Source organism: Vallitaleaceae bacterium 9-2 (genome assembly GCA_038396585.1).
In the GTDB taxonomy this organism is placed as follows: Bacteria; Bacillota; Clostridia; order Lachnospirales; family Vallitaleaceae; genus UBA1351.
Genome location: CP121691.1, coordinates 1,103,365 through 1,128,956 on the forward strand (window position 1 = coordinate 1,103,365; position 25,592 = coordinate 1,128,956).

A 25,592-nucleotide genomic window follows, 5' to 3' on the forward strand; every position below is an offset into this window, starting at 1 on the left:
AATATGGTAGCTTTTTTATATATTTTAGTGATTGGATTGATTATATATGTTGTTATATTAGGAAACAAAGTGCATTGGCTTGAAAAAAAACTGGATGCGATGACACAGAAAAAGACACTTGAGGCAACGAAACCAGCACAAGTAAATCCTACGCCAGTAAATCCTACACCAGTAACGCCTACAGTTAAAGCGCCTGCTATTAAAGCGCCTGAACCCAAACGTCAGTATCAAGGGTTAAAAAGAATCGACAAGGTAGAGAAACCACTAAAAATCCAAGTGTCGATGGCTTCGGTTTTAAGTAAAATGGGAATCGGATTGGTGCTTATAGGTATTGGCTTTTTATTTAAGTGGGGATATGACCAAGGATTTATCACAGAATTTTTCACCATTGTTTTGGGGATACTCATCGGATGGGGACTCATCGCTTTTGGACGTATTGCTTTTAACAAAGGACGCCTAGTTGTTAGCCAAATTGTCTATGGCGGAGGAATTGCAACGCTGTATATTACAGTATATGGAGCCTATGGCGCATATCAAATGCTCAATGATTTACTGGCGTTTTTATTTTTGATTCTTGTCAGTCTTATCGCTTTTTTTATTTCGCTGACACACCAAAAATTGTCCCTTTCAGTTACAGCGCTTTTGGGAAGTCTGATTATTCCACTATTGGTAGATGTCCAGTTTATAGGCTTTTTTGGTTTTGGTCTATATGTGATAGCCCTGGCCTTATTGAATGGAATGATTTTTTACTATAAAAGGTGGCGAAGTCTTCAGTTGCTTTCCATTGTTGGAATCTATCTGCTAATATTTATTGTGATTGCACAGGTCCAGTTATCTATGGAACAAAAATTTGAGCTGGGTATTTTGTTTTTTATTCTATATATTGTCTTTAATGGACAAGATATACTTATGTCCCTTAAAAAACGTACAAAACAAGACGAACTTTGGATAAGTAGCCTCTTGATTATAAGTATTCCCCTCTTTACAATTTTTGTGAATAAAAATCTTCTTGAGTGGTCGGTAAAAGGCTGGACGCTACTTTTTGGAGTTATAGCGATTGGGTATTTTAGTGGATCCTATGCATATTATAAGAAGAAAGGTGAGGACCTAATCAATAATTCGACACTTGTTTTGATGGCGGTCTTTGCATATTTTGCTATCATTCAATTTTTTGAAGGACAGGTGGAGTGGATGATTCTTCTACTTATGGGACATGTCTTTTTTTACTTTTATCACCGTCAAAAGGCAAACATCTTTCAATGGATCGGACATGGAGTTAGTGGAATTGCATGGATAACTATCCTTGGCAATAGCATTATCCAGTTTGAAGATTTTGCCTATACTTTTGAATATATTGGAACAACCATCCTTATCTATCTATTATTTATTGGACTGCTCTTTTGGCAAGGAACATGGAAAAAGCAAGTCTATGGAAGTATGATTTTCTTTGGCTATGGAACCCTTTTTAATGGGTATTATGCGTATCATGTGGTTCAACACGGATACCGTTTGTTCGGATTTTTGGTGTTAACCTTTTTATTAGGAGCTGTTTTGTGGATTCTTAGCCAACGCTATAAGTTATTATTTGCCTATACATTGCCAGCCTATGGATTTATCCTCTTTTTCATTCGAATAGGCATCTCTTGGGATGTTATAATTACTCAAGAAGTCCATTGGATATATACATTCATGGTGATAGGCAGCGTTATCTTTACAATTGGTTTGTATATGCGCCGACAACAACAAAATGAAGGGTTGCTCTATCAGATTCTAGGCTCGATGATTTTATTATGGAGTGCATATTATGATGTACATGAGATAACTCAAGAATACATGTTTGGTCTATTAGCTGCAGGACTTTTGCTTGCACTCATGGAGTTGGCTATAAACCATGTGACTAAGAAAAAAGATATCAGTACGAATGTTTATCGTGGAATTTTCTTTTTAATGTATGGATTTGGACTTATTGACCAATTGTTTTGGTATGAATTTAGGTGGACGCATTTCATAGTTGAGATCATTTTACTAGCTGTCTTTATCTGGCATCTTTACCATATATCCAAAAAACCTATTGTCAACTATTTGATTTTAACGGCGGTATTTTACCTATATACTTATGGCGCATTCCGTGAAGTAGCGACGGGGTTAGTGACGCTATTTTGGGCAGCCATGGGTGTGGGAGGACTTGTCTATGGAATATTAAAGCGCAATCAACGTTTTTCATATGTGGCATTAGGACTTGTTGTCTTTGTGGCAGGACGACTTGTTTTGATTGATTTGGCTTCGGTAGAAGTCTATTGGAAAGTGATTACTTCCATGGTTTTTGGTAGTGCACTTTTAGCGATTAGTTATTTTCTTCAGCCCTATTTTGACAAAGAATAGGAATGAATAATTTTCAGAGGATATATACGGAAAAATTGTTGAAATAGACAATAAACTACATATTCATCAAAAAAAGTGCTTGAAAAGTGAACATAAACACTGTGTCAAGTGCTTTTTTATGTGGATATTCGACGAAAATGCGGGAATCGATTGTGCAAATTCAACGAAAGGCGTATAATGAGGTCTGGGTTGAAAAAAATAGGTAAAAATGGAGGCGAAACAATTGAATGAAATGACAGGAATAGGCATTGCGATTATTGCCGGTTATTTTATCGGAAAACTTATTAACAAACTTAATGTACCCTCGGTTGCCGGATACATTATTGCAGGATTAATTTTAGGGCAATCATTTTTAGGGATTTTCAGCGAAGCATTTGTTGAAAAAACCAGTTTGATTAGTGATATGGCACTTGCGCTAATTGCATTTACCATCGGCGGTGAATTGCTAAAAAGCAGTCTAAAGAAGATTGGAGCAAAAGTCTTTATCATTGCTTTCTTTGAGGGTTTTTTAGCATTCATCATCGTAACGATTGCTATGATGTTGATGAAACTACCCTTTGAAACAGCGTTGCTTCTTGGTGCCGTTGCATCAGCTACAGCGCCTGCAGCAACACTTATGGTTATTAACGAGCTTCGAGCAAAGGGACCGCTTTCAGAGAGTCTAGTTGCTGTTGTAGCGATCGATGATGCCATATGTTTGATGATCTATGCGGTTGCATCATCAGTTGCAAAAGTGATGATCAAACATACAGGAACGATTGAATGGTCCCATGTATTGGTTAAACCGCTCATTGAAATAGGTGCATCAATTTTACTTGGAGCAGTAATTGGTGGGTTGCTTGTTATTATATTGCACTGGGTAAGTTATTCGAGAGAGGTTCTAGCTGTTGTACTTGCAGCGATTATGATTACTCTTGGGTTAGCCACAATTCTTAATCTATCAGCATTGCTTTGTAACATGACACTAGGAATTATGGTGACAAACCTAAGTTCAAATAAAACAAAAGCATTCTCAGTGATTGAGTCAATTACGGCCCCAATCTACACTGCCTTTTTCGTGTTGGCAGGTGCTAGATTACAGATTGGATTGTTGGCGCAAGTAGGACTTATCGGATTGGTCTATACAATTGCAAGAATGTTTGGTAAAATTGCAGGAGCATCTTTTGGAGCAACAATTGCAAAAGCAGATCCAGTAGTAAAAAAATATATCGGTTTTGGGTTATTATCTCAGATTGGGGTAGCTGTCGGATTAGCGATTGTCATCAGTCACGAGTTCGCCGGTACCGAGGCAGGTACGTTGATTATTACAGTATTACTCGCAACAACAGTCATTACCGAAATTGTCGGACCGTTGTCTACGCGGTATGCTATAATAAAATCAGGAGAAGCTGGCGGTATGGATGCGAAAGTAAATTCGTGATAGGAGAGTGAAAAACAGATGTATGTGCTTTTTATTGTATTAAATGAGATTGAGTATTTATCAGACATTATTACAAAAATGCGTGAGGTCGGTTTACGTGGAGCCACAGTACTTGAAAGTATGGGGTCACGTAATGTTGTGGAAAATGAGTTGCAGACAGATTCTTTTCTGGCAAGTATTGTTAATACAGTTGAACGTCAGTCCAAGGCAAGTCGAGTTATTTTTTCACTGATTGAGCGAGAAGAGCAAGTGCAAAATGCGATGAAAGAAATACAGACATTGCTTGGAGGCGATCTTAAAAAGCCCCGTCTTGGTATGATGTTTGTTTTGCCAGTGACACATATGCGTGGTGGTGAATTGGAAAGACATATTGAAAGCAGGGATCGAAAACGCCGAGAACAACAACTTCATGAGGAGGAATAAGTATGTATGTTATGGTTACCGTACTAAGCGAGACGCGTCGATTAAAAGCCATACTTAAAGCGTTATCCAATATGGGAATAAAAGGATCTGTAGTGATTGATTCCATGGGGACCAATTCATTGCAAAACAGCTATTCAGACTATAAGCCGTTTTTGGAATCTTCCCTTATTGCTATCAGTGAAAAAACACGGTATAAAAAGACGATTATTTCTACAGTGACCGATGATGTCTTAGTAGAAAAAGCCATGGATAAGATTCAAGAAATTTTAGGGCAAGATCTAAAAAAACCGAATGTTGGAATTATGTTTACGATTCCGATGCTTACCTTTGTTGAAGGTAGTGCGCTCAATGAATATACTTCTTTTACGTGGGACGAATAGAAATTTCTTGACGACGATAAAACTTTATGTTACGCTTTATGCGTGTTACAATGAATTTCATAAGAACGCTAGGGGGGCCGGAAATGCCGGCTGAGATAAAGACCAATTGTCTTTGACCCTTGACCTGATTCGGATCATGCCGACGTAGGAAAGCTTAAGTCAAATATAAGGCTATTATACAGGTTAAACATGTATAATAGCTTTTTCTTTGTTTAAACCCCTTAAAAAAAACTGCATAATTCGAATCGCCAAATGATTGTAATGATGGAGGTAAGAATGAAAAACGTATCATTGAAACTGTCAATTTCAGGACTATTGATTGCACTAGGCGTTGTCCTTAGTACATTTTACATTCCTTTTGGTGTATCTAAGTGCTTTCCGGTGCAGCATTTTATCAATGTGCTCGGTGCGGTCTTGTTGGGACCTGGGTATGCGGTTATTAATGCATTTTTGATATCCCTTATCCGTAATATGCTGGGGATGGGATCCCTGCTGGCCTTTCCGGGAAGTATGTTTGGCGCCCTGCTTGCAGGTGTGTTTTATCGTTTGTATTCCCATCATCGATTAGCCTGCCTTGGAGAATTTATCGGGACGGCTCTTATTGGTGGTGTGGTTGCAGGTTTTATTGCATCCCACGTTATGGGAAATCCCGTCGGATTGTTCTTTTTTGTGATTCCATTTGGTATCAGTACCTTTGTTGGAAGTATTTTCTCACTGCTACTGTTTGAGGTCACAGATTTGCTAAAAGTCACGAGAGGATGGAAGGAAAAAATATGAAAAGTATTCTAACCATCGCAGGTTCTGACTCTTGCGCCGGTGCAGGGATCCAAGGGGACATAAAAACGATTGCATCTTATGGTCTTCATGGATTGAGTGCCATAACAGCAGTGACGGCACAAAATACCCGAAGGGTGCGCCATATTCAACCGATTCAGGTGGAAGAACAGCTGCTTAGCATTGAGGAAGATTTTACATTAGCTGCAATCAAAATAGGTATGCTTTATACCAAACATAACATGCGCCAAGTTATTGACTGGACAAAGGCGCAGACCTGTCCGATCATTCTTGATCCTGTTCTTTGTTCGTCAACAGGACAGCAGTTAATCGAAACGGATGGGATAGATTTAATGAAAAAACTGATGAGACAAGTAACGTTGATTACACCAAATTGCGATGAAGCAAGCCTGTTGCTGGGTGAAAAAATCGTGACCTATGAAGCAATGGAAAAAGCCTGTAACGCCTTGTATGAGATGTTTGGTACCTCGGTCTTACTCAAAGGTGGACACTTCTTCTTAGAAGACAAGGCGATTGATTTTTTCTGTGATGGAAAAAGTGTACAAACCTATACCCAAGATCGACTTATAAGCACATGTACTCATGGAACAGGGTGTTGCCTATCGACGGCGATTGCCTGCGAGATGGCTTCAGGGCTGGTCTTGGCAGAGGCTATTAAAAATGCTAAGAAGAAAGTCTACGCGGCTATTCGTGATGGGTATAAAATCGGTCAAGGTGAAGGGACGGTGAACATCCTTGGAATATAAGATGCCACGCGTTCACTTTTTAACCAATGCTGTCACAATGAATGATGTTGCTAATATGTGCATTGCCTGTGGGGGATCGCCGATGATGGCGGAGGCTGTTGAAGAATTTGCAGAGATTATTCCCCGTATGGATGGGCTTGTCCTTAATACTGGAACGGCAGATAGTGCACGGTGGGAAAAAATAGTTCATGCACATCGTATAGCTGTGACCAATGACAAACCGATTTTATTTGATCCCGTTGGATGCAGTGGGAGTACTTTTCGGTTAAAGCGTTGTCTAGATTTATTAAATCGTGGGGGTGTGACGGTTCTTAAGTGTAATTACAATGAGGCAAAAGCATTGGTTCAAGAGCAGGTCAATGCGAATTTTTTTGGAGTGGATAGTGAACAGGCCAATTTGGATACTGTCCAAGAATGGGCAAAGCGCCTATGGGAAAAATATGCAAAACTCCACTTAGGACTTGTTGTCGTTATCACAGGCTCTACCGATGTCATCGTATCTCAATATGGATGCGAGTGTGTTGAGGGAGGGGCGGTGCAGCAGCGATACATCACAGGTTCAGGATGTATGCTTGGGAGTCTTTTGATGACAAAACTGTGTCGACACCGTCTGAATCCGGAGACGAAAACTGACGACCATTATGTTATAAAAAAAGGACTTGTATGTATGAAACGAAGCAGTATGATGGCAGCTGCATCTATTAAAGACCAAAGAGCTTTAGGAAACTACAAAGTGCATTTGCTTGATCACGTTGCAAAACGTCAAGGACCCATATATTTAATTACAACGGAGGCAAAAGATGCAGATGCTTTTTCTAAAGAATGCCTTCCAAAAACAAAAAAAGCGATTGAAGCAGGGGTGACCATGCTGCAATATCGGGTCAAACATAAGTCATGGGAAGAAAAACTTTTTGAAAGTCGGCAGTTGCAAAAGTTAGCAAGAGACCATGGAGTTACATTTATTATTAATGATGATTTGGAGTTGGCAAAAACCATTGGTGCGAATGGGATTCATCTAGGGCGTAACGACTGTTCGGTTGCTCGGGCAAGACAAATGTTAGGACCTTTAGCCGTTATTGGAGCAACGGCAAAAACAGTAGAACAAGCATGCAGGGCAATGGAACAGGGTGCAAGCTATCTAGGTGTAGGCGCTTTGTTTCCATCACCAACCAAACCGGATGCTCTGGCTATGAATCTACATACCTTAGAGGAGATACATGCTCATGTACCCCTACCCTTATATGGGATTGGTGGCGTCACACAAGAAAAATTAAGCTCCCAATATACAGAACTTTTAGATGGAGTGGCTATGGTTTCTGCAGTATATAAAGAAAACACAGAAAATATTTTTAATGTGATTAATGCATTTCAACAACTATTTTAGGAGGAAAAGAAGATGCAAGTAAATACAACACAAGAATATACAACACAAATGAATGCAGCAAAGCAAGGAATCATCACAGAGGCAATGAAAATCGTTGCACAAAAAGAAAACATAGATGTTGAGGTGATTCGTGAACGCGTGGCAAAAGGAACGATTGCAATTCCGGCTAACCGTAACCACCTGTCCTTAAATCCGGAAGGGGTAGGAGAAGGTCTGCGTACAAAAATGAATGTTAACCTAGGTATATCCAAAGATTGTAATGATATGGAGATGGAACTTGAAAAAGTACGTGTAGCCCTTGACATGGGGGTTGAAGCCATCATGGATTTGAGTAATTATGGTAAAACAGAAGCCTTTAGAAAAGATCTTATTGATATATCCGGTGCTATGATTGGAACCGTTCCAGTATATGATGTATTTGGATTTTATGAAAAAGAGTTGAAAGATGTTAAACCGGATGATTTTTTAGGCATGGTTCGAAAACATGGTGAAGATGGTGTGGATTTTGTTACTATTCATGCGGGAATGAACAAAGCGGCAGCAGATACATTTATCAAAAATCCACGGATGATGAATCTTGTATCACGTGGCGGTTCTCTTATGTTTGCATGGATGCGCTTAACAGGTCATGAGAACCCTTATTATGAGCGTTTTGATGAGTTGCTTGATATATGTGCAGAGTTTGATATTACGCTTAGTCTTGGTGATGCATGTCGTCCGGGAGGACTGGCAGATTCAACAGATGCCAGCCAAATCCATGAATTGATTATGCTAGGAGAATTGACACGCCGAGCATGGGAAAAGGATGTACAGGTTATTATTGAAGGACCTGGGCATATGTCCATGGACGAGATTGAAGCGAATGTCTTATTAGAGAAAAAACTCTGTCATGGAGCGCCGTTCTATGTACTTGGACCTTTGGTTACGGATATTGCTCCGGGATATGATCATATTACCGGTGCAATTGGAGGAGCGATAGCAGCATCGGCAGGAGCGGACTTTTTGTGCTATGTAACTCCGGCAGAACATCTTCGTCTACCGACAGTGGATGATATGAAGGAAGGGATTATTGCGACAAAGATTGCAGCTCATGCAGCAGACATTGCAAAAAAAGTGCCAAAAGCCCGACAATGGGATAACAAGATGAGTCAGGCGCGAGTGGATTTAGATTGGCAACAAATGTTTGAATTGGCAATTGATCCGACAAAAGCGCGTGCTTATCGAGAAAATGCAGAATTGGAAGATGAGACGACATGTTCCATGTGTGGCAAGATGTGTGCTATTCGTAATGTCCACGAAGCGTTGAAAAAATAAAGTGGATAGGCTATACTTATAGAAGATTATCTGTACAGTTACTGATGAGGAGGAGATAATAATGTCTATAATACCTAGGCCGCAAAAAATAGAATTTAAAAAAGGTTTTTGCAATCTACGCAGGAAACTATCCATTGACTGTGGTGAGTTTTATGAATTGCGTTCGGTGACAGAGCATTATCTTAAAAAAGAGCTGGATTTTGCCGACATAAAGGATGAAAAGCAAGGGGTCACCTTGGAATATAAAAAAGTGGCAAACCTTAAAAGTGAAGCATATATACTTCATGTGGAAACAGATAGGATCCAAATAAGCGCATCAACAAAAAACGGGATATTTTATGGTCTGATGTCATGGATTCAATATAGCTTTGGCAAAGACCGCGTACGACAGGGCAAAATTGTAGATTGCCCGGATGTTGCCTATAGAGGGATGCATCTAGATGTGAGTCGGCGCTTTATACCCGTTGAGGAAGTCAAGCGCTTGGTGGATATTGCCTCTCGCTTAAAGATTAATCATCTGCATTGGCACCTAAGTGATGATCATGGGTGGCGAATAGCCATGGATGCTTTTCCACGATTGTATGCGGATAACAAACTAGAGACACAAGATGCAGAAGATGCAAAAGATGCGATTTGCCGCGGAAAGTACTTAACCAAAGGTATCTACTCCAAAGCCGAGATAAAAGAAGTTGTTGAATACTGTCGAGAACGTATGATAGAAGTCATTCCGGAAATTGATGTCCCGGGTCATGTCTTATCGGCATTGGTATCCTATCCTGAACTAGCATGTGAGCCTAAAGCATTTGACTATCCTAGGGGATCAATTATTGCGGAAGATGTACTATGCATAGGGAATAAGTCAGCATGGAAGTTTGTATATCAAGTGTTTGATGAGATTGTTGAGTTGTTTCCCTATGATAAAGTGCATATTGGTGGAGATGAAGTGCCAAAAGTTCGTTGGATGGCATGTGAAAAATGTCGTGCCTATGCCAATCAACATAATATTAAAAACGGTTATGGGATGCAACTGCACTTTATGCAGCGTATGATTGATTATCTTAATACCAAAGGTAAGACGGCGATTGTGTGGAATGATATGCTCAAAGGTGCCCAGTTGCGTGGGGATGTTATCTGCCAATTTTGGATGGATACCCATGCATTAGATGTTAACGCCAAGCATTATGAACGGCGATATCAGGTTATTGATTCGGATTTTTTCCATTTTTACTTTGATTATTCGAATGTTATGACACCGATGAAAAAAGTGTATACCTATGCGACAAAATTTGACGCTAGAAAAACCTCCAATCAAAAAAGAGGACTTTATGGAAAAGAATGTGCCTTATGGACCGAGTTTGTGGGCTCTAAGGAAGTGCTGAATCGCTTAATGTTTCCGCGAATGTTTGCATTTGCAGAAAATGCGTGGACGGCAAAAAAACGTTTAGACTACCCATCCTTTAAAAAGAGATTGAAGTGTTTGATGCCTTTGTTTGCCCAATGGGATGTAGGGCGCTTTGAACAGGTGCGGTGGGAATCATGTTCAGTGATGCAACGGTTGGCGATGTTAAAACGCTTTGTCTCGATAATGTCATGGGACATGCTCAAACGTCAGCAACGTTCAAAAGAAGCGGACAAACAAGCGTTTCATTAAAAGGAAGTTAATATAAAGTTGGTCGTAAAAAAAGTGGAATCTCCATACCTTTATTCGTAAAGGATTGAAGATTCCGCTTTTTTTGGCTAAAACATAGGTTATACATCTGTCTTTTTTGATTTTACAGTAGACCCTCTTTCGATTAAGAGGGGGAGGGTGGAATACGACTGAACCTGTAGATTTGGATTTTTTATTTTTCTAAGTAAAGTCTTAGCTGCTTGGCAACCCATATCAAACACGTCGATATTGACTACGGATAACATAGGTTCGGTAATGCGTGAATAAGGATAATCGTCAAATGTAATTACTGAAATATCATCCGGTATTTGAAAATTATTGTGTTTTATTGCATCAACTACGCCAAGAGCGATGTTGTTATTGGCGCAAATTACGGTGTCAGGTAATGGTGATTCGTTTAATATTTGGTCCATTACTTCATAACTCATTTTTTTAGAAGAATCCGTGTGCTTGTTATGTAGCAGGGAACTATGACTTCGGTTAATAATCGTTCTGGCGCCTTCTAAACGATGGGCTGATATTTGGTCATCCGGTGTCCCGCCGATAAAGGCAATCTTTTTGTAGCCCAACTCGATAACGTGTTTTGCTGTGATTTCTCCAGATAAATAATTGTTGATATCAACCCAGCATAAGGCGCTATTATAATCAGGTTTGCCTATAAGCACATGGGGGAAATTAGAGGTTGTTATAACGTTTTCTATGGTAGGGTCAAAGGCTGAGGCGTGAATGATAATGCCGTCAGCACTTTTTTGATAGATTATTTTATCAATAAACTTAGCGATGTCTTCTTCAGAATTGGAATTTACAAGTGTAAGATTATAATCTTTTTTTGAGAGTGCTTCTTGTATTCCGCACATAATTTCAAAAGAGTGAGGATTCGTAAAAGCTACGTTTTTTTCGATTTTCATCATATAGATGATGTTCTTTGTTGTCTGTCGAGCAAAATTCCTTGCTCTTGTATTGGGGTAATAGTGTAATTTTTTCATGACAGCTTCAACCTTCTCTGTTGTAGCGTTAGATATAGGTGAAGATTTATTAATAATTTTAGATACTGTAGAGATAGATACTCCGGCTTCTCGTGCTACATCTTTTATGGTTGCCATATGGTTAGTCCTTTCTGTATTGGGAAAGTGTTATACCAAAATAGTACAACGTTTTCCTAAAAAAGTCAAGGTAAATATAGTGATTTTGTTGACTTTGATAATATATAAAGGTATAATTGGGGTAAATTTACCAATTAAAGTCTATTTATGTTCCAAGAATAAAGGGAAAGCGCTTTCCTTAGTTGGTAAAAAATTGTAAGTTATGCTATGTTATCGGAATGAGGAAATGAAAAGGTTTCATTAAAACGTATGCAATTTAAAAAATAGGAGGAATTCGTATGAAAAAAATGTTGTCTGTCTTACTAATTGCTGCACTGTGTTTAAGCGTTGTAGCGGGTTGTGGCAAAACAAATGGGGAAAATCAAGATGTGACTGTGGATTCAGAAGATGAAAGTGCTTCTGGAAATACGGTGCAGGAAGTTCAAGAGCCAACAAATATTATAATATGGTATGAAACGCAAGAAGCCATCGCCCAAGAGCTACAAAAAGAACTAGATAAGTTGGCTCCGGAGATTATTGTATCTGTTGAAAGAAAAGATAAATTGACAGAAGCTTTAAAACTGGTTGGAAATGACCCGAGTAGTGCTCCTGATATGTATTTTTTTGCGCATGATAAGATTGGGATATATGCTGAGATGGGAATTTTGTCACCGATTACTAATTTTATTCCGGCGTCAACATTTGACGATTTTATTCCAATGACAGTCGATGCGGCTACATATAAAGAGCAAATCTATCAATTGCCTATTTATTTTGAGTCATTGTTGTTTATGTACAACAAAGAATTGATGCAAGAAGTTCCGACAACAACAGATGAGTTGCTTTTGTACATGGAGGCAAATACAATAGATGGAAACTATGGATTTGTTGAACAACATAGTACTGCTTATTTTTCTGTAGGATGGATTCATGCGTATGATGGTTTTATTATTAATGACAAGGCGCAACCGGGGCTTGATCGCCAAGAAACCAAAGATGCTATTAAATATCATAAACAGTTTGTGAACTATATGCCAATAGATGGTGACTACAATACAATGACGACACTGTTTAAAGAAGGGCGCGCGCATTCAACTATTGGCGGACCATGGTTAATTCCGGATCTTGTTGAAAATGGTATTGATATAGGGATAGCTCCTATGCCTATTGTAAATGCAACATCAAAAGCGATTAGTCCCTTTGCCGGTATTCAGGGTATTTGTGTGTTAAAAGAGGCGGAAAACAAAAAGGAAGCAGTGACGAAAGTACTTGAGCAACTATCGAAGCCGGATATAGGTATCAATTTGGCAAAAACCATTGGTTCAGCACCTGTTAACAACAAATGCTACGACGATGATGCTGTTAAGAATAATGAAATTGTGATGACGCTTAAAGAAGCTTCTGCAACAGCTGTTCCAATGCCTAATGTGCCGGAAATGGATGTTATGTGGGCGATAACTGAGAACTTGTTGTCCAGTGTAAACAAAGGGGATAAAGATCCGGTCATTGCTTCAGATGAAGCGCAGAAAAAGGCGTTGGAACAGATTGAAGCCATGAAATAGACGACAGAAGGGGGAGTCCCCTTCTTCTGTATAATAACTTGAGAAGAAGTGACGTTAAGGCAGGTGCACAAGATGAAAAAAAGAGGTTATAAAAAATTCATTCCATATATATATTCTTTGCCTGGGTTGATATTTATAGGTTTAATGATTGTCTTTCCCATTCTTTATACAGGATATATTTCTTTAACGAATATGAATGTGTATCATTGGTTTGATTTTCATATTATCGGGTTTCAAAATTATAAGAAGGCGCTTTTTGTGCTAGATACAGGATTTCTCGCAGCATTTGGTCGAACGATTGTATGGACGGCAGTCAATATGATGTTGCAGATGATTATTGCTTTTTTGATTGCGAGCTTGTTAAATGTAGAAGGTCTTAAATTAAAGGGAATGTATAAGACGATACTTATGTTTCCATGGGCGATGCCTGGATATATATCGATTCTTTTGTGGAAAATGGGAATGTTTAATACAGAATTTGGGTTGTTAAACAACTGGTTAAATCGTTTAGGGTTTTCGGATGTGCATTGGCTAAATAGCGACCATATAGCCTTTGGGTCTTCGGTTGTGGTTAATTTGTGGCTGGCGTTACCGTTTATGATTATGATTATTGATGGAGCGCTGCAAAGTATTGATAAAACATACTATGAGAGTGCAACTATCGAAGGTGCGGGATATTTTGTTCAAGTAAGGCAAATAACGCTTCCTTTGTTAAAGCCCATCATAGCGCCGGCGGTTATCATTACTATGTTTACTACGTTTAAACAGTTTGATATTATCTATCTGCTAACACAACAGCAAGGTTCGAAGACGGGAGCGGATATTCATACAGTCATTACATATACATATGAAAAAGCTTTTGTTACTAACAATTATGGATACAGTTCAGCCATATCCATCATTATCTTTATGATTTTGATTATATTTTCATTGGCTATTCGAGGTGGAAAAAAAGGAGGAGATGTAGATGCGTAGAAGAACAAAGCTTAAAGTCAAGTTGGGCTTACTTAATCTGTTTTTTGTTGTAGCCTGTTCGCTGTGCCTTATACCTATTCTTTATACTTTGTCTGTGTCCCTAAGTGGAACAAATAATATATTGAGTGGATCATTTTCTTTTATTCCCAAGACGTTTACATTGGACAATTATAAGGCGGTTATATTTAATGAACCCTATCTTTTGTGGTTAAAAAATACATTAATATTAGTTAGTGCAACGGTTACGTTATCTTTAGCTGTAGCTATTCCAGCGGCTTATGCGTTCTCTCGATTTAGATTTATTGGAAGAAAAACGATTTTGTATATATTGATTTTGTTAAATGCCTTTCCGTCAATTTTATCTATGTTTGCCATATATCGTATATTGATGCCAATCAAGTTGGTGAATTCTTATCTTGGATTAATCTTGATATATGTTGGAACGATGGCGATATTTGGTCTTTGGAATATGAAAGGGTATTTTGATACGATTCCTATAGAGATTGAGGAGGCAGGGAAAATAGATGGTGCAAACGATTTTCAACTAGTGACAAAGTTGATTTTGCCATTAGCCAAACCATCAATAATTGTTACAGCGGTGATGATCATTATTTTTGTATGGAATGAGTACATATTTGCAGTTACGTTTATGACGGGAGCGCAGAAGTATACCTTGGCTGCCGGATTATATGCGCTTCAAGCAACCCAATATACACGTAACTGGCCTGTTTTTTCTGCGGCATCGTTGTTGACAACTATTCCTATACTTATTATTTTTTTGATGATACAGAGAAATATGGTTTCGGGACTTACAGCAGGTGGCGTCAAAGGATGATATTAATAGAGGAGGATTACTAGATGAATTATGAAGCGGTATTGCATATACCCCTCTCGAATTATGCTCATGGCATGGATGAAGAGAATGTTGTGTTTAGACTACGAGCGGCAAGGGGAGATATAAAAAGTTGCAAGTTATATTATGGAGATAGAGCATGTCGGGTCAATCCGGTGGTTTTTAGTTGCGAAACTATGACTGTCGTCGCGCAAGATCAGTTATATGATTACTATGAAGTGGTCCTTCGTTCGCCATATACGCGAATTTGCTACTATTTTGAGTTAAATGATGGTGAAAAAAGTGTGTACTACTATTATGATATGTTCATGAGCACCTTGCCTGTAGAACGCTCGGAGTTTTATCAGTTGCCTTTTAATCGACGTGAGGATATAGCTACAATTCCGTCGTGGGTGCAAGATGCGGTCGTTTATAATATATTTCCGGATAGTTTTGCTACAGCTAAAGGATATATCAGTAATCAAAAAGGTCAAGCCGATTTTTTGCACCATACGACATATAGTATGCGGGGTGGAACGCTAAAAGGCATAAAAGAAAACATACCGTATTTTAAGGATTTAGGTGTTAATTGTATTTATATGAATCCGATTTTTGTGGCTGGAGAGTGGCACAAATATGATGTAATTGATTACTATAACATTGATCCGTGTTTTGGCAGTAACGAAGACTTTAAAGAATTAGTTGATGCTTGTCATGATGAAGGTATAAAAGTAATTATTGATGGAGTGTTTAATCACTGCGGGTGGAATTTCTTTGCTTTTGAGGATGTGTTAAAAAAAGGTGAAGCATCTCGCTACAAAGAGTGGTTTTATGGATTGAAGTTTCCTGTGGAGTATCCGGATAATCAAGAAGATATACCGACATATGATTGTTTTGCATATGAGCGTAAAATGCCAAAAATGAATACCTCTAATGCAGAAGTTATGGAATATTTTTTAGATGTATGCAAATACTGGACCCAAGATTATGGAATTGATGGATGGCGGTTGGATGTGGCGAGTGAAGTTGATGATGCATTCTGGCGTGCATTTCGAAAGGTGGTCAAAGCAATTAATCCGGAGTGTTTTATCATAGGGGAAGTGTGGGAATCAGCCCAACATTGGCTTATGGGAGACCAATTTGACTCTTCAATGAACTATGACATGCGTAAAAATTGCCGCGATTTTTTTGCCGTTGATGCACTAGATAGCTATCAATTTGATGGCAGGGTGACAGCAATGATAATGCGCTATAATAAGCGTATAGCACATGGGCAGTTAAACTTGCTGGATAGCCATGATGTGCCGAGATTTTTATCGATATGCCAAGAGGATATGCATCGATTAAAATTGTCGGTAATCTTCCAGATGACATTCTTAGGTGTCCCTATGGTTTTTTATGGGGATGAGAAAGGTTTGGTTGGAATACAAGAACATGAATATAGAAAACCTATGTGTTGGAAAAGTCAAGAAGGTATAAAGATATATAAATTTTATCAGGATATCATTAAGTTAAGACGAAGCAAAGATACCTTAAAATACGGAGAATATAGAACAGTTATGGCAAAACAAAATAGTGGAGTGTATGTTTTTAAGCGATGCTTTGCTGATGAAGAAACATATGTAGTGCTTAATCGCAGCGAAGAATATATCCCTATTGAACAATGTGTTGGGAATGCATGTTATACGGTGGATTTGGCAAGTGATGCAGAAGGGAAAGTGGTTGAACCCTGGGGATTTGCCATAGTTAGCAAAGCGTGCTGAGTTGTTTTATCAAAACACTATTTGACAAGAAGGCGCCTGCTATTTATAATATAATGTGTAGAATAACTGATGAATGAATAACAGACTAGCGGATGCAATGCATCCGCTAAGTTTATGTAGGAGATAATAGTATGTTAAATCAATTTTCAAGAACAGAACTTCTGTTGGGAAAAGAAGCGATGGATAAATTAAGTCGCGCACGTGTGGCGGTTTTTGGTATCGGTGGTGTCGGAGGCAATGCTTGTGAAGCATTGGTTCGCAGTGGCGTAGGAGCATTTGACCTTATTGATGATGATCAGGTGTGCTTGACCAACATTAACCGACAGATTATTGCGACGCGAAAAACTGTCGGTCAAGATAAAGTGGAAGTCATGAAAGAACGTATTTTAAGTATAAATCCAAAGGCGGATGTGCGAACGTATAAAACTTTCTTTTTGCCCGAAAATGCAGACAGTTTTCCTTTTGAAGAATATGATTATGTGATTGATGCGGTGGATACCGTGACGGCCAAGCTTGAACTTGTGATGCGAGCAACGGAAAAAGGGGTTCCGATTATTAGTAGCATGGGTGCAGGCAATAAGCTGGATGGAAGTCAGTTTAAGGTTGCGGATATATATAAGACCAAAGTATGCCCTTTGGCAAAAGTTATGCGCCGGGAACTAAAAAAACGTGGTGTGAAAAAATTAAAAGTGGTATATTCGGAAGAGCAACCGATGCGACCCATTGAAGATATGGCGATTAGCTGTCGGGCGAACTGTATTTGTCCGCCTGGCGCAGAACGTAAGTGTACGGATCGAAGGGACATACCTGGGAGTGTAGCGTTTGTTCCTCCGATTGTTGGCCTCATTATCGGTGGCGAAGTGATCAAAGATTTAGTATCAAAATAGTGTATAGGAGCAATAGCGCTTACATCAAATGTGTTTTTCTGTTATAATATAGAGGTGGCGATTTTTAGCTACGTGTGTTTATAAGACAAAGGAGAATTGAAATGTTTGAAGTAGGCGATTATATTATTTATGACAACACAGGTGTCTGTCAGGTGGAATCCATTGGACATTTAGATATGTCCGGCGCATCAGGAAAACGATTATACTATACATTAAAACCGCAGCATGGTAAGAGTGGTACGATTTATACTCCGGTGGATAATGAAAAAGTGACGATGCGACCTGTGATGAGCAAAGACGAGGCACTAACACTCATCGATGAAATTCATGACATTGGGACATTAGATTTGTCTGATGAAAAGAAGAGGGAAGTCGAGTATAAAGAGGCGTTTGCAAAATATGATTGTCGCGAATTAGTTAAGGTGATAAAAACGATTTATTCATTAAAAGAAGATCGTATCGCTGAGGGGAAAAAAGTAACAGCGCTCGACGAAAAATATTATGATATGGCTGAAGAAAAGCTGTATGGAGAGTTGGCGATACCGCTCCACAAGGATATTGATGAAGTCAAAGCGTATGTCATAGAACATGTAAAACAATACGATATGTAAATAAAACTCGCTTCGCTCAACGATCTTGAGCGAAGCGAGTTTTAGAATAGGAAGGACTATGGAAAAACAAACATATATAGAAATTAAAGGTGCGAGAGTACATAATTTAAAACATATAGATTTGAAGATTCCAAGAGAACAATTGGTGGTCATTACCGGATTAAGTGGATCGGGGAAATCTTCCTTGGCGTTTGATACAATCTATGCGGATGGACAGAGAAAATATATGGAGTCTCTGTCTTCTTATGCAAGGCAGTTTTTGGGGCAGATGGATAAACCGGAAGTGGACAGTATTGAAGGCTTGTCCCCTGCAATATCCATTGCACAAAAAGCCACCAATCATAACCCGCGTTCCACTGTAGGGACGGTAACAGAAATCTATGATTATTTGCGACTGCTTTTTGCGCGTATTGGATTACCTCATTGTCCGGAATGTGGCAAACCTATTCAACGTCAGACGATAGATCAAATGGTAGAACGTATTATGGGGCTGGAGGTCAAGAGTAAAATTAACATTTTAGCTCCGGTCGTTCGACAGCGAAAAGGTCAGCATGAAAAAGTGCTACAACAGGCTAGAAAAAGCGGCTATGTTCGAGTGATGATTGATGGGCATATGTATGGTCTTGATGAAGAAATTGTGCTGGACAAAAATAAGAAGCATGATATTTTGGTTGTTATTGATCGGCTTGTTATCAAGCCAGGAATTGAAAGTCGATTGACCGACTCTTTGGAGCAGACCATGCGCTTGACAGAAGGGATTGTTGAGGTTGATGTGATTGATGGCGAGCGCTTTATCTTGAGTAGCCACTTTGCCTGTCCGGACTGTCATATAAGCCTTGCGGAAATTGAGCCTGTGCATTTTTCGTTTAATAACGCTTTGGGAGCGTGTCCTCACTGTGAAGGGATAGGTTATGAGATGGCCTTTGATGAAGCGTTGATGATTCCAGACCCATCTCTAAGTATCACTGAAGGAGCGATTCAGGTTTATAGTTGGCAATCAAGCAAGGATAAGGGAAGTTTTACACGGGCGTTGTTAGAGGAGTTATCCAAGAAATTTGATTTTCGACTAGATGTCCCTTTTGAATCCTATCCAAAGAAAATTCATGATATCCTTATCTATGGAACTGACGTGGAAGTGACCGTGTCTTATAATGGACGTTATGGACCAGGGGTCTATGACATTGCTTTTGATGGATTAATTAAAAATGTTGAACAGCGTTATCATCGGACTGGCGGTGCAGCCTCAAAAGCTGAGTTTGAATCCTTTATGCGAATTACTCCCTGTCAAGTCTGTCAAGGCAAGCGTTTGAATAAGCAGGCGCTAGCAGTGACCGTTGCGGATAAGAATATTGATGCTATCGTTAATATGTCCATCAAAGAACTGATTCCTTTTTTTGATGTACTCTCCTTATCAGCTCATGATCAAGCTATAGCTGAGAGAATTCTTAAAGAGATTAAAGAGCGAATTCGTTTTTTGGACAATGTCGGACTAGATTATCTTACCCTAGACCGAGGGGCATCGACTTTATCCGGTGGGGAAGCCCAGCGTATCCGTTTGGCGACCCAAATTGGTTCAGGCCTGGTAGGGGTATCTTATATACTGGATGAGCCAAGTATTGGGTTGCATCAGCGTGATAACGACAAGCTCATCGCTACCCTTCATCACCTACGCGACCTTGGCAATACAGTGATTGTGGTGGAGCATGATGAAGATACCATTAAGGCGGCTGATCATATTATTGATATCGGTCCGGGGGCTGGCGAACATGGAGGGCGAATTATTGCTCAAGGCTCTTATGAAGAGATTTTAGCTCATGATCAATCCGTTACAGGCAAGTACCTTCGAGGAATATATAAAATTCCGGTGCCAAATATACGACGTCAACCGGCAGGGACCTTGATGGTCTATGATGCCCATGAGAATAATCTAAAACATGTGGATGTGGAGATTCCTTTAGGGGTCTTTACCTGTGTGACTGGTGTGTCCGGTTCGGGAAAAAGTTCATTGGTCAATGAAATACTCTATAAAGCCTTGGCGAAAAAGTTGAATCGAGCCCGTACTATTGCCGGAAAACACGGACGCATCGAAGGGGAAGATCAATTGGATAAGATTATCGATATTGATCAAAGTCCAATTGGGCGAACACCGCGTTCCAACCCAGCAACCTACATCGGAGTCTTTGATATGATTCGTGACTTGTTCGCCTCGACTCAAGAGGCGAAGATGCGAGGGTATAAGAAGGGGCGATTTAGCTTTAATGTTAAGGGCGGGCGCTGTGAGGCTTGTTCAGGCGACGGAATTATCAAGGTTGAGATGCACTTTTTGCCGGATGTTTATGTCCCTTGTGAAGTATGCAAAGGAAAGCGTTATAATCGGGAAACCCTAGAGGTTAAGTATAAAGGCAGAACTATTCATGATATCTTGGAGATGACTGTGGAAGAAGGGCTGACCTTCTTTGAAAATATACCGAGAATTCTAAAAAAAATCCAAACCCTTAATGATGTGGGACTGGGCTATATTCGCTTAGGCCAACCGTCCAACACCCTCTCTGGAGGAGAAGCCCAGCGTATTAAGTTAGCGTCGGAGCTAAGCAAGCGAAGTACCGGTAAGACCATTTATATACTGGATGAACCTACGACGGGATTGCATTTTGAAGATATCAAAAAGCTTGTCATCATCTTGCAACAACTGGTGAATGAAGGCAATACGGTACTTGTGATTGAACACAATATGGACGTCATCAAAAATGCTGACCATATCATCGATATCGGTCCTGAAGGAGGCGATGGTGGTGGAACCATTGTGGCAACAGGAAGCCCGGAACAAATCGCGCAAGTAAAAACGTCCTATACAGGCCAGTATTTGGGGCGATATTTAAATTAAGTAAACTATTGACCTAAAAAATAAAATGTGATACTGTTTCTATAGATGAATGAACAATAATAGAGAAAAGAGGAACAGTATGAAAGTTAAGCTTAGTGATATTGCTAACGAAATGGGAGTATCAATAGCAGCTGTTTCCATGGCGCTGAATAATAAAGGCGGTATTGGGGAAGAGACACGTGAAGAGATTTTAAAAACGGCTGAGCGTATGGGATATAAAGCGAGAAAAGCTTCGAAACCTGCCTCAGAAACAAAGGAGCCACGATTTATAAAGCTGCTAAGAATCAAAAAGCATGGTATGGTCGTTATGGAAACTGAATTTTTTGCAGCGGTTATTCAAGGCATTGAGAATCAATGTCGTAAGATGGGATATCAGTTGCTTATAGCTAATGTAACCCTTAGTGATGATGCGCCCCAGCAAATTGCAGAGGAGTATCATGATGATGTTGATGGTATGATATCTTTGTGTACGGAATTAGACGAAGAAGATATTCGCCCTTTGATGCAAATCAGGTGTCCGCAGGTGGTTATTGATCGAAAGTTTGTATGGAATGTCAACACGGTACTTATGAATAATCAAAAAGGAACGCGCCAAGCGGTTGAGTATCTATATCAAAAAGGACACACAGAGATTGGTTATCTAAAGAGTAATACACCAATTTATAATTTTAAGAGTCGGTTTAAAAGTTACTTAGAATCGATTGAACGCTTAGAACTTCAATGTCAAGAACAGTATGTTATAGAGCTTGACCCAAGTATTGAAGGAGCTTATCAGCATATGAAAGCTTTTTTGAAAACCCCGGCGGGGCGAAAGCTCCCTACGGCTTTTGTAGCAGATAATGATAATATTGCTCTTGGGGTAATGAATGCGCTTAAAGAAAGTGGCATACGCATACCTGAGCAAGTATCTTTGATTGGCGTGGATGATATGCCTTTTTGTAAAATTGTTGACCCGCCATTGACTACAATTAAAGTGTATAAGGAAGAAATAGGGCGCCAAGCAGTCAAGATGCTTGTAGAAGAAATTGTTGGCGATAGTGAGTGTACCAAAAAGATGGAAGTGGATACAGTATTGGTGGAAAGAAGTAGTGTAAAGGTCTTAACAGAATAACGAAGCGTTGATTGTGACGATGCAGTTCTCAATATGAGAGCTGCATTTTTTTAAATCAATAACTTAAATTAACTTAAAATATTGACCTAATACTGAAACGGTGATACAATTAACACATAAAATTAAGTAAAACATTAAAGAGTTATAGAAATGGAGGACAAAAGGTGATTAAAATAGGTGTAGCTTCAACACGGCGATTTGTATTTAGTAAAGAGGATGCCCATAAGTACAAGGATTTGGTTTTAGAAAAACTGAAAGGTATGGAAAATATAGAGGTGGTGGATATTGAAAACATCAACTCAGAAGGCTTGTTATATGATGATGACTCCCATGCGGATCAAATCAGTGAACTGTTTATCCGGGAAAAAGTTGACGCGGTTTTCTTTCCCCATACCAATTTCGGAACGGAAAACACCGTGTGTCGTGTGGCAAAGGCTGTGAATAAGCCGGTCCTATTATGGGGGCCTCGTGATGAAGATCCTTTAGAAGATGGTATGCGTTTACGCGATACTCAATGTGGTTTGTTTGCTACAGGAAAAATATTGCGACGGTTTAATGTACCTTTTACCTATATTCCCAATACGCATCTAGATGATCCGATCTTTGAGAGAGGTCTAGATAACTTTATTGCTGCGGTTCAAGTAGTTAAGGCGATGGATCGTTTACGGATTCTTCAAATATCCACTCGTCCTGCAGGTTTTTGGACGATGATGTATAACGAAGGTGAGCTTTTGGAAAAATTCGGCATCGAAATCTTCCCGATTACCCTTGTAGACATTAAAAATCGTACAGATGCTTTGGCGGCTTCGAATAATGAGGAAGTGACAAAGGTTGAACAGATGATTAAGGCAACAATGCAGACAGAGCATGTGACAGATGCGGCTATTCGCCAAATTGCGGCTTTAAAAGTAGCCATGCAAGCCTTTGCCCATGCAAAAGGATGCAAGGCTATTGCAATTCAATGCTGGTCAGCGATGCAAGAAAGTATGAAGATTATGCCTTGTCTAGCCAACGCTCTACTAACAGATGAGTTTTTGCCAGTGACATGTGAGACGGATATTCATGGTGCGATTACCTCGGTGATGACTCAAGAAGCAGCAGGACGCACGACACCTACATTTTTTGCAGATCTTACGGTACGTCATGCAGACAATGACAATGGAGAGCTTCTTTTTCACTGTGGAAACTTCCCTGTATCCTTGGCTTGCGAGGGATGCAATGCTTCAGCAGAAAAACACTTCTTGTTTGATGACCATGCACCGGGAACGTTTGAAGCCGAGATTAAAGGTGGTGACATGACGATTGTACGATTTGATGGCGATCATGGAGAATATAACCTTTTCATGGGACATGCAAAAGGCATTCAAGGCAAGTATAGCCGAGGTTCTTATGTCTGGGTTGAAGTAGATGATTGGGTAAAATGGGAACGACGATTGGTTGAAGGGCCTTATGTTCACCATTGTGTAGGTATTCATGCGGATGTAATTCCGGTTCTATATGAAGCTGTAAAGTATATCCCGGGAATTAAACTAGACCTTGTAGACACAACAGAAGACGCAATTGTTGATTGGTTGAATGGAGGTTCAAAGGCATGGATGTCAGAAGCTTAGAAAAAAAAGCGGTTCAAATTAGAAAAGATGTCATTCAAATGATTTATGATGCAAAGACAGGACATACAGGAGGCGCCTTATCAGCAACAGATATTATGACCACCTTATTCTATGGAATTATGAATATCACACCCGAGAACTCTAAACACCCGGATCGTGATCGGTTTATTCTCAGTAAGGGGCACTCGGTTGAACCTTATTGGACAATTTTAGCGGAACGTGGATTTATTAAAAAGGAAGAATTAAAGACATTTAGTCAATTTAATAGTCGATTGATCGGTCATCCTAACAATAAGGTGGATGGTGTTGAGATGAATACCGGATCTTTGGGACACGGATTAAGTGTAGCTTCGGGTATGGCGCTTGCAGCGAAAATGGATAAAAAAGACTATCGTGTATTTACACTCATGGGCGATGGAGAACAAGCGGAGGGTTCTGTTTGGGAAGGGGCAATGTTTGCTGCCCATTATAAGTTGGACAATCTTGTGGCCATTATCGATCGTAACCGATTGCAAATTAGCGGGTGTACGGAAGACGTGATGGGGCTTGATCCTTTAGATAAAAAATGGGAAAGCTTTGGTTGGAATGTTATGGAAGTGGATGGTAACAATATCGAACAGCTCTATGATGCTTTGATTAAAGAGCCGGCTTGCATTGATAAACCGACGCTAATTCTAGCGAATACGATTAAAGGAAAAGGAGTCTCCTTTATAGAAAACCAGGCAGCTTGGCATCATAAGGTGCCTACAGAGCAAGAATATGTCCAAGCTATCAATGAGCTAGATCAGATGTTAGAAGCCTTGGAGGTGTCTCATGAATAAAATACCAAATAGAGAAGTGGTTAATGATGTCTTGGTAGAACATGCCAAGACCAATAAAGATATTGTTGTACTTGCAAGTGATTCGAGAGGTTCGGCAAAATTAGCACCATTTGCCAAAACGCATCATAACCAATTTGTTGAGACAGGGATTGCTGAACAAAATATTGTAGGTGTGGCGGCAGGACTTGCTTCTTGTGGAAAGATACCTTTTGTTGCTTCTCCGGCATGTTTTTTAAGTATGCGAAGTGTAGAACAAGTGAAAGTTGACCTGGCTTATTCAAATACAAATGTCAAGTTGGTCGGTATCAGTGGAGGGATTAGTTATGGCGCCTTGGGGATGTCTCATCATTCGGTTCAGGACTTAGCTGTTATGCGGGCGATTCCCGGAATGACGGTGGTGCTCCCGGCGGACCGTTTTGAGACACAAAAAATGGTTGAGGCCCTTTTAGAAACCTATGGTCCGACGTATATGCGAATCGGACGTAATCCGGTTGAAGATGTCTATGATTCCTTGGATTATGAATTTAGACTAGGCAAGGCCAATGTGTTGTATGAAGGAAAAGATGTAACACTCATCGGTGCCGGAGAGACGGTACGCGTTGTTTTGGATGCTGCGCTTATGCTTGAAAAAGAAGGGATACATGCTCGGGTCTTAAATATGCATACTATAAAACCTCTCGATACAGAGGCTATCATTAATGCGGCTAGAGAGACCGGCTATATTCTTACACTAGAAGAACATAGCATCTATGGTGGTCTGGGTGGAGCTGTGTCTGAAGTGGTTGCAGCCCAATGTCCGGTTAAGATGGAGATTATGGGAATACCGGATGAACCGGCAGTTGCAGGAACCACGGGAGAAGTTTTTGCTCATTATGGAATGACGGCTGAGATGATATGTCAAAAGGTCAGTGCACAACTTGGTAAAAAAAAGGAGGCATAAG

21 protein-coding genes and 1 riboswitch are annotated in these 25,592 nt (G+C 39.8%); of the genes, 20 read left to right on the plus strand and 1 reads right to left on the minus strand.

All coding sequences use genetic code 11. The annotated features are described in order from the left end of the window. Positions 1-3 precede the first annotated feature (3 nt). From QBE53_05140 to QBE53_05180, 9 genes are all read left to right on the plus strand, one after another. On the plus strand, positions 4-2,382 hold the full coding sequence (locus QBE53_05140) for a DUF2339 domain-containing protein (GenBank protein WZL82493.1): 2,379 nt from the start codon (positions 4-6) through the stop codon (positions 2,380-2,382). A 232-nt stretch (positions 2,383-2,614) separates the two neighbouring features. Then, positions 2,615-3,802, plus strand: coding sequence for a cation:proton antiporter (locus tag QBE53_05145; GenBank protein ID WZL83267.1), 1,188 nt, complete (start codon positions 2,615-2,617; stop codon positions 3,800-3,802). Positions 3,803-3,820: 18 nt separating this feature from the next. Then, the gene (locus QBE53_05150; protein ID WZL82494.1) at positions 3,821-4,225 is read left to right on the plus strand and encodes a hypothetical protein; all 405 of its coding nucleotides are present in this window, start codon (positions 3,821-3,823) and stop codon (positions 4,223-4,225) included. A gap of 2 nt (positions 4,226-4,227) precedes the next feature. Continuing rightward, positions 4,228-4,605, plus strand: a complete 378-nt coding sequence (locus QBE53_05155; GenBank protein ID WZL82495.1) for a hypothetical protein — start codon at positions 4,228-4,230, stop codon at positions 4,603-4,605. A 60-nt stretch (positions 4,606-4,665) separates the two neighbouring features. Next, positions 4,666-4,773, plus strand: a riboswitch (TPP riboswitch). A 108-nt stretch (positions 4,774-4,881) separates the two neighbouring features. Next, positions 4,882-5,382, plus strand: coding sequence for an energy coupling factor transporter S component ThiW (thiW, locus tag QBE53_05160; protein WZL82496.1), 501 nt, complete (start codon positions 4,882-4,884; stop codon positions 5,380-5,382). Then, a complete protein-coding gene (gene thiD / locus QBE53_05165) occupies positions 5,379-6,146 on the plus strand; it encodes a bifunctional hydroxymethylpyrimidine kinase/phosphomethylpyrimidine kinase (GenBank protein WZL82497.1) in 768 nt (255 codons plus the stop codon). The genes thiW and thiD overlap by 4 nt, the downstream gene beginning before the upstream one ends. A 1-nt stretch (position 6,147) precedes the next feature. Continuing rightward, on the plus strand, positions 6,148-7,530 hold the full coding sequence (gene thiE / locus QBE53_05170) for a thiamine phosphate synthase (GenBank protein ID WZL82498.1): 1,383 nt from the start codon (positions 6,148-6,150) through the stop codon (positions 7,528-7,530). Positions 7,531-7,542: 12 nt separating this feature from the next. Next, on the plus strand, positions 7,543-8,844 hold the full coding sequence (gene thiC, locus QBE53_05175; GenBank protein WZL82499.1) for a phosphomethylpyrimidine synthase ThiC: 1,302 nt from the start codon (positions 7,543-7,545) through the stop codon (positions 8,842-8,844). A gap of 61 nt (positions 8,845-8,905) precedes the next feature. Beyond that, on the plus strand, positions 8,906-10,495 hold the full coding sequence (locus QBE53_05180; GenBank protein ID WZL82500.1) for a family 20 glycosylhydrolase: 1,590 nt from the start codon (positions 8,906-8,908) through the stop codon (positions 10,493-10,495). Between the two features lie 98 nt (positions 10,496-10,593). Here QBE53_05180 and QBE53_05185 read toward each other — a convergent pair whose 3' ends face one another. Continuing rightward, positions 10,594-11,616: a LacI family DNA-binding transcriptional regulator gene (locus tag QBE53_05185; protein WZL82501.1), complete on the minus strand. Its 1,023-nt coding sequence runs from the start codon at positions 11,614-11,616 to the stop codon at positions 10,594-10,596. Positions 11,617-11,894: 278 nt separating this feature from the next. On the opposite strand from QBE53_05185, the gene QBE53_05190 reads away from it, so the two are divergent. The 11 genes from QBE53_05190 (at position 11,895) to QBE53_05240 (ending at position 25,591) form a co-directional block, all read left to right on the plus strand. Next, positions 11,895-13,157 carry an extracellular solute-binding protein gene (locus QBE53_05190; GenBank protein WZL82502.1) on the plus strand — a complete coding sequence of 421 codons (1,263 nt, stop codon included), beginning with the start codon at positions 11,895-11,897 and terminating at the stop codon, positions 13,155-13,157. Between the two features lie 72 nt (positions 13,158-13,229). Then, positions 13,230-14,132 (plus strand): sugar ABC transporter permease, encoded by a 903-nt coding sequence (locus QBE53_05195; protein ID WZL82503.1) that lies wholly within the window; start codon positions 13,230-13,232, stop codon positions 14,130-14,132. After that, positions 14,125-14,967: an ABC transporter permease subunit gene (locus tag QBE53_05200; GenBank protein WZL82504.1), complete on the plus strand. Its 843-nt coding sequence runs from the start codon at positions 14,125-14,127 to the stop codon at positions 14,965-14,967. Before QBE53_05195 ends, QBE53_05200 begins: the two co-directional genes overlap by 8 nt. 23 nt (positions 14,968-14,990) lie before the next feature. Next, positions 14,991-16,727, plus strand: coding sequence for a glycoside hydrolase family 13 protein (locus tag QBE53_05205; protein WZL82505.1), 1,737 nt, complete (start codon positions 14,991-14,993; stop codon positions 16,725-16,727). Positions 16,728-16,858: 131 nt separating this feature from the next. Then, positions 16,859-17,614, plus strand: a complete 756-nt coding sequence (locus QBE53_05210) for a tRNA threonylcarbamoyladenosine dehydratase (protein WZL82506.1) — start codon at positions 16,859-16,861, stop codon at positions 17,612-17,614. A gap of 101 nt (positions 17,615-17,715) precedes the next feature. Further along, a complete protein-coding gene (locus tag QBE53_05215; protein WZL82507.1) occupies positions 17,716-18,225 on the plus strand; it encodes a CarD family transcriptional regulator in 510 nt (169 codons plus the stop codon). A gap of 58 nt (positions 18,226-18,283) precedes the next feature. Then, positions 18,284-21,109 (plus strand): excinuclease ABC subunit UvrA, encoded by a 2,826-nt coding sequence (gene uvrA, locus QBE53_05220; GenBank protein WZL82508.1) that lies wholly within the window; start codon positions 18,284-18,286, stop codon positions 21,107-21,109. 79 nt (positions 21,110-21,188) lie between these two features. Next, a complete protein-coding gene (locus QBE53_05225) occupies positions 21,189-22,220 on the plus strand; it encodes a LacI family DNA-binding transcriptional regulator (GenBank protein WZL82509.1) in 1,032 nt (343 codons plus the stop codon). A gap of 164 nt (positions 22,221-22,384) precedes the next feature. Further along, complete coding sequence (locus QBE53_05230) at positions 22,385-23,830, plus strand: L-fucose/L-arabinose isomerase family protein (protein WZL82510.1); 1,446 nt, start codon at positions 22,385-22,387, stop codon at positions 23,828-23,830. Beyond that, the gene (locus QBE53_05235; protein ID WZL82511.1) at positions 23,812-24,651 is read left to right on the plus strand and encodes a transketolase; all 840 of its coding nucleotides are present in this window, start codon (positions 23,812-23,814) and stop codon (positions 24,649-24,651) included. Before QBE53_05230 ends, QBE53_05235 begins: the two co-directional genes overlap by 19 nt. Beyond that, positions 24,644-25,591, plus strand: coding sequence for a transketolase C-terminal domain-containing protein (locus QBE53_05240; GenBank protein WZL82512.1), 948 nt, complete (start codon positions 24,644-24,646; stop codon positions 25,589-25,591). Before QBE53_05235 ends, QBE53_05240 begins: the two co-directional genes overlap by 8 nt. Position 25,592 lies beyond the last annotated feature (1 nt).